Source organism: Streptococcus oralis (assembly GCF_001578935.1).
Classification (GTDB): domain Bacteria; phylum Bacillota; class Bacilli; order Lactobacillales; family Streptococcaceae; genus Streptococcus; species Streptococcus oralis_R.
Map to the genome: position 1 here is coordinate 229,911 of NZ_KQ969521.1, position 12,288 is coordinate 242,198.

Below are 12,288 nucleotides of genomic sequence, written 5' to 3' on the forward strand. Positions count from 1 at the left end.
TAGAAAGTATCGAATGGATATTCAATTTTTAGGAACAGGGGCTGGTCAGCCCTCTAAAGCCCGCAACGTCTCAAGTCTCGCCCTGAAACTCTTGGACGAGATTAACGAAGTTTGGCTCTTTGACTGTGGAGAAGGAACGCAAAATCGCATTCTGGAAACCACAATTCGACCACGGAAGGTCAGCAAAATCTTTATCACCCACCTGCATGGAGACCACATCTTTGGCTTGCCAGGATTCCTTTCTAGCCGTGCTTTTCAGGCCAATGAAGAGCAGACAGATTTGGAAATCTATGGACCGCAAGGGATCAAGGCCTTTGTCTTGACTAGTCTTCGTGTATCAGGTTCTCGCCTGCCTTACCGCATTCATTTTCATGAGTTTGATCAAGATTCTCTAGGGAAAGTCCTTGAGACTGATAAATTCACTGTGTATGCAGAGGAGCTGGACCACACTATTTTCTGTGTTGGCTATCGTGTCATGCAAAAGGATCTAGAAGGTACCTTGGATGCTGAAAAACTCAAGGCTGCTGGTGTTCCGTTTGGTCCGCTTTTTGGAAAAATCAAAAACGGTCAGGATATTGTTCTGGATGATGGAACTGAAATCAAGGCAGCTGACTATATCTCAGCGCCACGTCCAGGTAAGATCATCACCATTCTGGGTGACACCCGAAAAACCAATGCCAGTGTGCGTCTAGCTGTCAATGCCGATGTCTTGGTTCACGAGTCGACTTATGGTAAGGGAGATGAAAAAATTGCTCGCAATCACGGTCACTCAACCAATATGCAGGCAGCACAAGTAGCAGCAGAAGCAGGTGCCAAACGCCTCCTGCTCAATCATATTAGCGCTCGTTTCCTCTCAAAAGATATCAGCCAGCTCAAGAAAGATGCTGCAACTGTTTTTGAAAATGTCCATGTCGTCAAAGATCTGGAAGAGGTTGAGTTATAATGTTTCAGGTTCGTTGAGAGGGAAATAAGATGAATGTTGAAAATCGTTTATTGGATAAAGCGGATTGGTATTATGAGAATGCACTAACCAACTACTTGCACAGCTATCAATTACAAAAAGAAGAGCTAACCCAAAAAGATTATCGGGAGATTTATCGTTGGGCTGCGAATCATATCGGTTTTTTCGTTACTTGGCTCATCCAGCTTGATGCCAAAGAAATGATGTCTCCTGATGAAGAAACGGTATTCCAAAGTGTAAAAAATGAACAAACTTTGGGTGTTGATTATCTTTTAGACTGGTGCGATGGTAAACTGGGAATAATGGATATTACAAAGGATTTTCAGGCTTTTGTAAATGACTATTATGAACATCAGTATATGGATGATTATTCCGAATTTGTAGTCAATGACTTGTATGACTTGCCTTTAGAATTTTTAGGTAGCTGGGAGGATTATCATCTGTTTGCTCCAGTCATTGATCAAGCTTATGCTCATTATTTAGCTGGAAAAAGATTTCATTAAATTGACCAACACTTTGAAAGGAATAGAGATGCGCACCATCATCATCACTGGGGCAAGCGGTGGCTTAGCCCAAGAAATGGTCAAACTCTTGCCAAATGACCAACTCATCTTACTAGGTAGAAACAAGGAAAAATTAGCTCAACTCTACGGAAATCATCCTAATGTGGAATGGATTGAAATCGACATTACTGATGACTCAGCCCTAGAAGCTCTAGTAGCTGACCTCTATCTCCGTTATGGCAAGATTGATGTCTTGATTAACAACGCTGGCTATGGAATTTTTGAAGACTTTGACCAGATTTCTGACAAAGACATTCACCAGATGTTTGAGGTTAATACCTTTGCTCTGATGAATCTGTCTCGTCATCTTGGAGCTCGTATGAAGGAAAGTCGAAAAGGGCATATCATCAATATCATCAGCATGGCAGGTTTGATAGCGACTAGCAAGTCCAGTCTCTATTCAGCGACAAAGTTTGCGGCTATTGGCTTTTCAAATGCTTTGCGCCTCGAACTGATGCCCTGTGGAGTCTATGTGACGACAGTTAATCCAGGACCGATTCGTACTGCCTTTTTTGATCAGGCAGACCCAGATGGGACCTACCTCAAGTCGGTTGACCGTTTTATCTTAGAACCAGATGCGGTGGCTAAAAAGATTATTAAGTGTATAGGAAAAAACAAACGGGAGCTCAATCTCCCAGTTTTGTTGAATCTAGCCCATAAGTTTTATACTCTCTTTCCTAAACTAGCTGATAAGTTGGCAGGGGAGACATTTAATTATAAGTAAAAGGAGTTCCTTACAAAGGGAACTTTTTATCATGTTTTACTGAATGTCAAAAATTGTTTGTTTTTGTTCTAAAACTACATTCACATTTTTTGAATCTTCTACAAATTTTAGAAAAAACAATCAAAAATATGATTTTTTGTGTTTAAGGTATTGAAATTTCCTATATTGTTTTATAAAATAAGTGTAAAAGACTATAAAAAGTGATGTGTTTCCAAAGAAATGGAAGCGGTTACTAGAGGAGGATTTTATGGAAAAAGGCCATTGGAATCGTAAAAGAGTCTACAGCATTCGTAAGTTTGCCGTAGGAGCTTGCTCTGTCATGATTGGAACCTGTGCGGTTCTATTTGGAGGAAGTGTCATTGGAGAATCACCAGTTTTCGCGGATGAAACTCCAATTACTCACACTGTGGAACCAGCGAAAGAGGAAGGTCCGGCAGTGGAGGAAAAAGAAGATCAAGCTGTAGCAGAGCACAATGATGCTGCAAGTGTCGACCAAAGTCAAGTTGCTCCAATTGAAGCAAGCAAATCAGAGAAGAAAGAAAACGAACCTGTATCTCCAAAAGAGGAGAAAGCATCTCTAAAACCTGAAGAAACAGCTCCAAAGGTGGAATCGCAAGCTTCGACTCAAGAAAGATCTGCTAAAGAAGCTCTTAAAGCTGCGACAAATGAAGAAGTAAATCAAATGATTGAAGATAGAAAAGTGAATTTTAATCAAAATTGGCATTTTAAGCTCAATGCCAATTCCAAAGAAGCTGTGAAACCAGATACAGATGTATCAACATGGCAAAAATTAGATCTTCCACATGACTGGAGCATCTTTAATGATTTTGACCATGAATCACCTGCACAAAATGAAGGTGGTCAGTTAAACGGTGGTGAAGCTTGGTACCGTAAAACCTTTAAGTTAGATGAAGAAGATCTTAATAAAAATGTACGTCTAACATTTGATGGTGTTTACATGGACTCACAAGTCTATGTCAATGGCCAGTTAGTGGGACATTATCCCAATGGATATAACCAGTTCTCATATGATATCACCAAATACCTTCACAAAGATGGTCGTGAGAATGTGATTGCTGTTCATGCTGTCAACAAACAACCAAGTAGCCGTTGGTACTCAGGTAGCGGTATTTACCGTGATGTGACCTTGCAAGTGACTGATAAGGTTCATGTTGAGAAAAATGGGACAACCATCCTAACGCCAAAACTTGAAGAACAGCAACATGGCAAGGTTGAAACTCATGTAACCAGCAAAATCGTGAATACGGACGACAAAGACCACGAGCTGGTGGCAGAGTATCAAATCGTTGAACGTGGTGGTCAGGCTGTAACAGGCTTAGTACGTACAGAGAGTCGTACCTTGAAAGCACATGAAGTAACTAGCCTTGATACGATTTTAGAAGTTGAACAACCAAAACTCTGGACCGTTTTAAATGATAAACCAGCCTTGTACGAATTGATTACGCGTATTTATCGGGATGGTCAGTTGGTTGATGCTAAAAAAGACCTATTTGGATATCGCTACTACAACTGGACTCCAAATGAAGGTTTCTCTTTAAATGGTGAACGCATTAAATTCCATGGCGTTTCCTTGCACCATGACCACGGAGCTCTTGGAGCAGAAGAAAACTATAAAGCAGAATATCGTCGTCTCAAACAAATGAAGGAAATGGGTGTCAATTCCATTCGTACAACCCACAACCCTGCTAGTGAACAAACCTTGCAAATTGCAGCAGAACTTGGTTTGCTTGTTCAGGAAGAAGCCTTTGATACTTGGTATGGAGGCAAGAAACCGTATGATTATGGCCGTTTCTTTGAAAAAGATGCCACTCACCCAGAAGCGAAAAAAGGCGAAAAATGGTCCGACTACGACCTTCGAACCATGGTTGAAAGAGGGAAAAATAACCCAGCTATCTTCATGTGGTCAATCGGAAATGAAATCGGTGAAGCAAGTGGGGATGCTCACTCACTAGCGACAGTAAAACGCTTGGTCAAGGTTGTAAAATCAATTGACACAACTCGTTATGTCACCATGGGAGCTGATAAATTCCGTTTCGGTAATGGTAGTGGTGGTCATGAGAAAATTGCCGAAGAACTAGATGCAGTTGGATTTAACTACTCTGAAGACAACTATGCCAAACTGCGTGCGAAACATCCAAACTGGTTGATTTATGGTTCTGAAACGTCTTCTGCAACTCGAACACGTGGTTCTTACTATCATCCTGAAAATCCAAGTATTTCCCACGATAACAAACCTGAACGTAACTACGAGCAGTCTGACTATGGAAATGACCGTGTAGGTTGGGGGAAAACGGCTACTGAGTCTTGGACCTTTGACCGTGATAATGCAGGCTATGCTGGACAGTTCATCTGGACAGGTACGGACTATATCGGTGAGCCTACACCATGGCACAACCAAAACCAAACACCAGTTAAGAGTTCTTACTTCGGTATCGTGGATACTGCCGGTATTCCTAAAAATGACTATTATCTCTACCAAAGCCAATGGGTTTCTGCCAAGAAGAAACCGATGGTGCACCTTCTTCCTCACTGGAACTGGGAAGACCCTAGTCTAAAAGCGAATGTTGCTGACTCAGAAGGCAAGATTCCAGTTCGTGCTTACTCAAACGCTGCGAGCGTAGAATTGTTCTTAAATGGTCAATCTCTCGGTGTTAAAACGTTCAACAAAAACAAACTAGTGATGGCCGTAGCTACCAAGAAGGTGCCAATGCTAAGGAACTCTATCTTGAGTGGAAGGTTGCGTACCAACTAGGTACTTTAGAAGCTGTAGCTCGCGATGAAGCTGGAAAAGAAATTGCCCGTGATAAGATTACCACTGCAGGCCAACCTGCAGGTGTTCGCCTCGTCAAGGAAGAACACGCAATCGCAGCAGATGGAAAAGACTTGACCTACATCTACTACGAAATCGTAGACAGTGAAGGAAATGTGGTACCAACTGCCAATAATTTGGTTCGTTTCCAATTGCATGGACAAGGTCAACTGGTGGGTGTCGATAATGGGGAACAAGCCAGTCGTGAACGCTACAAGGCACAACCAGACGGTTCTTGGATCCGCAGAGCCTTTAACGGTAAAGGGGTTGCCATTGTTAAATCAACTGAACAAGCAGGTAAATTCACCCTTACTGCCCACTCTGCTCTCTTGAAATCGGACCAAGTCACTGTCTTTACAGGTAAGAAAGAAGATCAAGAAAAGACTGTTTTAGGTACAGAAGTACCAAAAGTACAGACCATTATTGGAGAGGCGCCTGAAATGCCTACCACTGTTCCGTTTGTATACAGTGATGGTAGCCGTGCAGAACATCCTGTAACCTGGTCTTCAGTAGATGTGAGCAAGCCAGGTATTGTAACGGTCAAAGGCACGGCTGACGGACGAGAAGTAGAAGCTCGTGTAGAAGTGATTGCTCTTAAGTCTGAGTTGCCAGTTGTGAAACGTATTGCTCCAAATACTGACTTGAACTCTGTAGACAAATCTGTTTCCTATGTTTTGACTGATGGAAGTGTTGAAGAGTATGAAGTGGACAAGTGGGAGATTGCTGAAGAAGATAAAGCTAAGTTAGCAATTCCAGGTTCTCGTATTCAAGCGACCGGCCATTTAGAAGGTCAGCCAATTCATGCTACCCTTGTAGTAGAAGAAGGTGAGGCTGCGGCACCTGCAGTACTAACTGTAACGGTTGGTGATGAAGCTGTCACAGGTCTTACTAGTCAAAAACCAATGCAGTACCGGACTCTTGCTTATGGAGCTAAGTTACCAAAAGTCACAGCAAGTGCTGAAAATGCAGATGTTACAGTGGTGCAAGCAAGCGCAGCAAACGGCATGCGTGCAAGCATCTTTGTTCAACCAAATGATGGTGGCCCTCTTCAAATGTATGCAATTCAATTCCTTGAAGAAGCACCAAAAATTGACCATTTGAGCCTACAAGTGGAACAAGCTGACGGTCTTAAGGAAGATCAAACAGTGAAATTGTCGGTTCGAGCTCACTATCAAGACGGAACACAAGCGGTTTTACCAGCGGATAAGGTGAACTTCTCTATAAGTGGTGAAGGGGAAGTCGCAGTTCGTAAAGGAATGCTTGAGTTGCATAAGCCAGGAGCAGTTACTCTCAAAGCAGAATATGAGGGGGCTACAGGTCAAATCGAGCTCACGATTCAGGCCAATACTGAGAAGAAGGTTGCGCAATCTATCCGTCCTGTAAATGTAGTCACAGATTTGCATCAGGAACCAAGTCTTCCAGCAACAGTAACGGTTGAGTATGACAAAGGTTTCCCTAAAGCCCACAAAGTCACATGGCAAGCCATTCCAAAAGAAAAACTTGACCACTACCAAACCTTTGAAGTTCTAGGTAAAGTTGAAGGTCTTGATCTTGAAGCGCGTGCAACAGTCTCTGTAGAAGGTATCGTTTCAGTTGAAGAAGTTAGTGTGACAACACCAATCGCAGAAGCACCACAATTACCAGAAAGCGTTCGTACCTACGATTCAAATGGCCACGTTTCATCAGCTAAGGTTACTTGGGATGCGATTCGTCCAGAGCAATACGCTAAGGAAGGCGTCTTTACAGTCACTGGTCGCCTAGAAGGTACACAGTTAACTACCAAACTTCATGTTCGTGTGTCTGCTCAAACTGAGCAGGGAGCAAATATTTCTGACCAATGGACCGGTTCAGAATTGCCACTTGCCTTTGCTTCAGACTCAAATCCAAGCGACCCAGTTTCAAATGTTAATGACAAACTCATTTCCTACAATAACCAACCAGCTAACCGTTGGACAAACTGGAATCGTAAGAAAGACGCATCTGTAGGAATTCTCTTTGGTGACTCTGGTATTTTGAGCAAACGCTCTGTTGATAACTTAAGCGTTGGCTTCCACGAAGATCACGGAGTTGGTGTACCTAAGTCTTATGTGATTGAATATTATGTCGGTAAGACCGTTCCAACAGCTCCTAAAAACCCTAGCTTTGTTGAAACTGAAAATCATGTCTTTAACGATTCTGCAAACTGGAAAGAGGTAAGCAATCTCAAAGCACCAGCTCAACTCAAGGCTGGAGAAATGAACCACTTTAGCTTTGATAAAGTTGAAACCTATGCAATCCGCATCCGTATGGTCAAACTCGATAGCAAGAAAGGAACTTCTATCACAGAAGTACAAATCTTTGCGAAACAAGTTGTAGCAGCCAAACAAGGACAAACAAGAATCCAAGTTGATGGCAAAGAGTTAGCAAACTTTAACCCTAGTTTGACAGACTACTATCTTGAGTCTGTAGATGGAAAAGTTCCTGCAGTAACAGCAAGTGTTAGCAACAATGGTCTCGCTACCGTTGTTCCAAGTGTTCGTGAAGGTGAGCCAGTTCGTGTTATCGCGAAATCTGAAAATGGTGATATCCTAGGAGAATACCGTCTACACTTTACAAGCAATAAAGACTTACTCTCTCGTAAACCAGTTGCCGCGGTAAAACAAGCTCGCTTGATACAAGTAGGGCAACCACTTGAGTTGTCAACTAAGGTTCCGGTTTACTTCACAGGTAAAGACGGTTACGAAACAAAAGACTTGGCAGTGGAATGGGAAGAAGTTCCAGCAGAAAATCTGACAAAAGCAGGTCAGTTCACCGTTCGAGGACGGGTTCTTGGTAGTGACCTTGTAGCTGAAGTCTCCGTACGAGTGACAGATAAACTAGGTGAAACTTTGTCAGACAACCCGAACTACGATGAAAATGGCAATCAAGCCTTTGCGACAGCGACAAATGATATTGACCCAAGCTCACATGACCGGGTAGACTATGTCAATGATGGAGACCATGATGAAAATCGTCGTTGGACAAACTGGTCGCCAACACCATCTTCTAATCCAGAAGTGTCTGTCGGTGTCATTTTCCAAGAAAATGGCCAAATAGTTGAGCGGACAGTTGCCCAAGCCAAACTTCACTTCTTTGCAGACAGTGGAACAGATGCACCGTCTAAACTTGTCTTGGAACGCTATATCGGTCCAGACTTTGATGTGCCAGAGTACTACTCGAACTATCAAGCTTATGAAGCCAACCATCCATTTAATAACCCTGAAAATTGGGAGGTAGTTCCTTACCATGCAGATAGGGAAATTGAAGCTGGAGATGAGATCAATCTAACATTTAAGGCTGTAAAAGCAAAAGCTATGAGATGGCGGATGGAGCGTAAAGCGGACAAGAGCGGTGTTGCGATTGTTGAGATGAGTTTCCTTGCACCGAGTGAATTACCTCAAGAAAGCACCCAATCCAAAATCTTAGTAGATGGAAAAGATCTTGCTGATTTTGCTGAGGATCGTCAAGATTACCAACTAACCTACAGCGAACAACGTCCAAAGGTGACCGTTCAAGAAAGCAACAATGTCGCTTCGACTGTAGTAGATAGTGGAGATGATGATCTTCCAGTACTTGTTCGCCTTGTCTCAGAAAGTGGAAAACAAGTCAAGGAATACCGTATCCACTTGACTAAGGAAAAACCAGTTTCTGACAAAACAGCCCCTGCTATTCAAGAAGAAAATCCAAGTCTTGAGGTTGTCGAAAAAGAACTTGCCTTCCAGACTATTGAAAAAGCAGATTCAAGTCTATATGTGGGTGAAACTCGTGTAGAACAAGAAGGAAAAGTTGGTAAGGAACGGATCTTCACAGCGGTTAATCCTAGCGGAAGTAAGGAAGAAAAACTCCGTGAAGTGGTAGAGGCTCCGACAGACCGCATCGTCTTGGTTGGAACGAAACCAGGAACCTCCCTTCCAGAAGATGAAGTGAAGAACCTTGTCCTTAACAGACCAGAACTTGTAATCGAAGAAGAAACAATTGATTTCAAGGTTCAGGAACAAAAGAATGATCAGCTTCCAGCAGGTCAAACTCGTGTTCTCCAAGAAGGTCAAAAAGGTATCCGTGTTCACTTGATTGAAGTTGAAAATGGCAAGCGAACTGAAAAAGAAATCTATGATAAAGTCATGGCTCAGGATCGCATCCTAGAAGTCGGTACAGCTGTAGAAACAACTAAGCCAGCACCACAACCTGAGGTGGAAGTAGTTGGCTCAAGTCAAGCTAAAGAAGTTCAAGCTGAAACAAATCACTTGCCAAATACAGGAAGTGAAGCCAGTCAAGCAGTAGCAGCCGGCTTAGCCCTTCTTGGTTTGAGTGCAGGTCTAGTGGCCACTAAAGGCAAAAAAGAAGACTAAATGAATCAGTATTTCTTCTAAATGTATCTCAGAAAGACCAGGGAAACCTGGTCTTTTTAATAGGTAGAAGTACTTTCTCTAGAGCAATTTAACGTTTATGAAATCAGATAACCAAAATGATAAAAATACTATCTGGTATCGAAAACAAGGTGAACTTATTTTTTAAAAAATAGCGGTAAAATATACCAGTTTCTGTTTCGATGATAGGAGAAGAAAAAGGCATAAAGCGGTTAATATACGGATGTGAAAAAGTCGATTTCAATCAGTAAGAAAAATTGGATTTTTTTATAAAAATTTGCTTGATAGTTCTAGCCTTTTTCTTCATAGTATGATAAAATGTGGATGTAATGTGGCTAATAATTTTCGCTTGAAAAAGGAGAATGGTGATTAGTTGGGGACAATCATTTAGTTTACTATTACATTGTACATTTACAACTGAATATTATAAGAAAGGAAGATTAAATGAACAAGAAAATAAGATCTTGGATTCAGATCCTTATTCTATGTTTGGGAGTTATTCTCCAATCATTTGCCCCTCTGACGCAAGTACATGCGACAGAGTATAATGATGTGATCACTAGTGTAGGTGTTGAGAACAAATCTGGTGAAGCATTAACGCAAGGATTGGATATTTGGCAAGAATTCCGTCTTACTGCCAATTTTGAGTTGCCAGATAATACGGTGCATGAAGGTGATACAACAACACTTCAATTACCATCAGAGATTGCATTTTCAAACTCTTCAGACATTGAATTACGAGATGCTTCTAACAATCTTGTAGCTACTGGACATCTAGATGCCACTAGTAAAACGATTACTCTAACTTACACAAAGTTTGTTGAGAATAATTCTGGCGTTAGGGGGAAATTCTTTGTTTATGTCCGAGTTGACCATGACGTTGTTTCAGAAGAAAAAGACGTTGATGTCAATATTACTGTAGGACATAGAGTTCTATTTGCAGGGAAAATCCGTTATAACGGCCCTCCAGGGAAATACGACTCTAAAATTGAAAAGAGTTCCTTCCAATACAAGGACGACGAGAAAAATGTAATCCGTTATAACATTACTGTAAACCGCAATATGGCGAACTACAGTGATGTCACTATCAAAGATGCTTTCTCTTCTCCAAATATGACATTCCTACCAGATACTTTTCGTATTTATAAAGTAAACTGGAGCTGGAATAACGGAGACTGGAAATGGTCCGATGCTCAGGATATGACTGAAACCTTTAAAAACAAACTAGTGGTAAATGCGAATGGTGATGGTTTCACTCTTCCTTTAGGAGATACTAATGGTTTTGGTTATATGATCGAGTATCGAGCTAAAGCGAATTATGATCTAGTCGATGGTGAGGAAATCACGAACGTAGCCAACATGAGCTACAATGGTAGTGAGAATGAACAATCAACCAGCACACGTACCTACCAGATTGCAGGTGGTGTTGCGGAAGGATATGTTTTCACCATTAAAATTCATAAAGTAGACGAAGCAGGCCAACCATTGCACGGTGCAGTTTTTGAAGTGATTCGTGATCGTAACCAAGCTGTTGTTGGACGGTTGACAACAGATTCTGATGGTAACGCTAGTGTAGGTAAATTGTTGCGAGACAACTATACAATTCGTGAAGTAACGGCTCCTTTTGGCTATGACAAACTAACTGAAGATATTAAAATTTCTCCAGATGAGTTTGGCTCAGATAAATCTGTAGAACGTCGAATTGAAAATAAAAAGACACCTCCGAAGACACCAACTGAGAAAGAGGTTACTTTCAAAAAGGTGGATCCAAATGGGAAAGAAATCCCAGGTGCCGAACTTAAAATCTACAGCGGAGATCGTGTAAGACCGGAAGCTCCACCTGTAGCAGACTGGACAACAGAAGCTAATACTTCTAAAGTGATTAAATTAGCTCCTGGTACCTATACTCTAACAGAGTCCTATGCTCCAGATGGGTATCAGTATGTTGATGATGTTACCTTCACGGTCAATGCTGATGCTTCTATTACAATTGTCAAAAAAGGTACAACAGATACTGTCGTAACAACTGGTTCTGTTTTGTCAATCACTGACAAAGAGGATACAACTCCAAAGGCGATTACCTTTAGTAAGGTAAACCTTGGAGGAAATGAAATCGCTGGTGCTCAGATTAAGATCTACAAGGGCGAAAAAGCTGAAGGTACAGCCGTAGAAAGCTGGACTTCAACTGACCAACCTAAGCAACTGAATCTTGAACCAGGCATCTACACTTTCCATGAGGAAGCAGCCCCAACTGGTTACCTCAAAGTAACGGATATCACTTTCCAAGTTAAACCTAACGGTACTGTTGAAGTGACAAAAGTAGGTGAAAAAGATTCTAAAGGTGAAGACAATCGTGTTGTAGCCCAAAATTCAACTCTGACAGTTACTGATAAAGATGACGATGTAGCTCGTAAAATCACGTTCAGTAAAATTAGTCTTGGTGGGGTTGAAATCGCAGGAGCACAAATCAAGATCTTCAAGGGCGATAAGGCAGAAGGCACAGCCGTAGAAAGCTGGACTTCAGAAGCTGGTAAGTCTAAAGAATTGAGCTTGGCCCCAGGTACTTACACCTTCCATGAGGAAGCAGCCCCTACTGGATACCTCAAAGTAACGGATATCACTTTCCAAGTTAACTATGATGGAACAGTTAAAGTGACGAATGTTGGTACTAAGGATGCTAAAGGCGAGGACAATACAGTCGTAACCGATGGTTCAACAATCAAAGTCACTGATAAAGATGACGATAGTCCACGTAAGATTACCTTTAGTAAGGTTAACCTTGGTGGTACAGAAATTGCAGGAGCACAAATCAAGATCTACAAGGG

General features: G+C 41.8%; 5 protein-coding genes and 1 pseudogene. All 6 read left to right on the plus strand.

The genetic code is table 11. From position 1 onward, the window contains the following. The first annotated feature begins 13 nt into the window (after positions 1-13). Positions 14-943, plus strand: a complete 930-nt coding sequence (rnz, locus tag SORDD15_RS01180; protein ID WP_061413647.1) for a ribonuclease Z — start codon at positions 14-16, stop codon at positions 941-943. A gap of 29 nt (positions 944-972) precedes the next feature. Then, a complete protein-coding gene (locus tag SORDD15_RS01185; RefSeq protein ID WP_061413649.1) occupies positions 973-1,464 on the plus strand; it encodes a DUF7832 domain-containing protein in 492 nt (163 codons plus the stop codon). A gap of 28 nt (positions 1,465-1,492) precedes the next feature. After that, entirely contained in the window at positions 1,493-2,248 is a 756-nt protein-coding gene (locus tag SORDD15_RS01190) for an SDR family NAD(P)-dependent oxidoreductase (protein ID WP_061413651.1), read from the plus strand. Positions 2,249-2,495: 247 nt separating this feature from the next. Then, positions 2,496-4,886: pseudogene (locus SORDD15_RS10645) on the plus strand (sugar-binding domain-containing protein); the annotation flags it as partial. 266 nt (positions 4,887-5,152) lie between these two features. Further along, a complete protein-coding gene (locus SORDD15_RS10650; RefSeq protein ID WP_419579764.1) occupies positions 5,153-9,445 on the plus strand; it encodes an Ig-like domain-containing protein in 4,293 nt (1,430 codons plus the stop codon). 462 nt (positions 9,446-9,907) lie between these two features. Next, positions 9,908-12,288 (plus strand): SpaA isopeptide-forming pilin-related protein (locus SORDD15_RS10230; protein WP_061415622.1); only part of this gene is annotated, 2,381 nt, incomplete at its 3' end.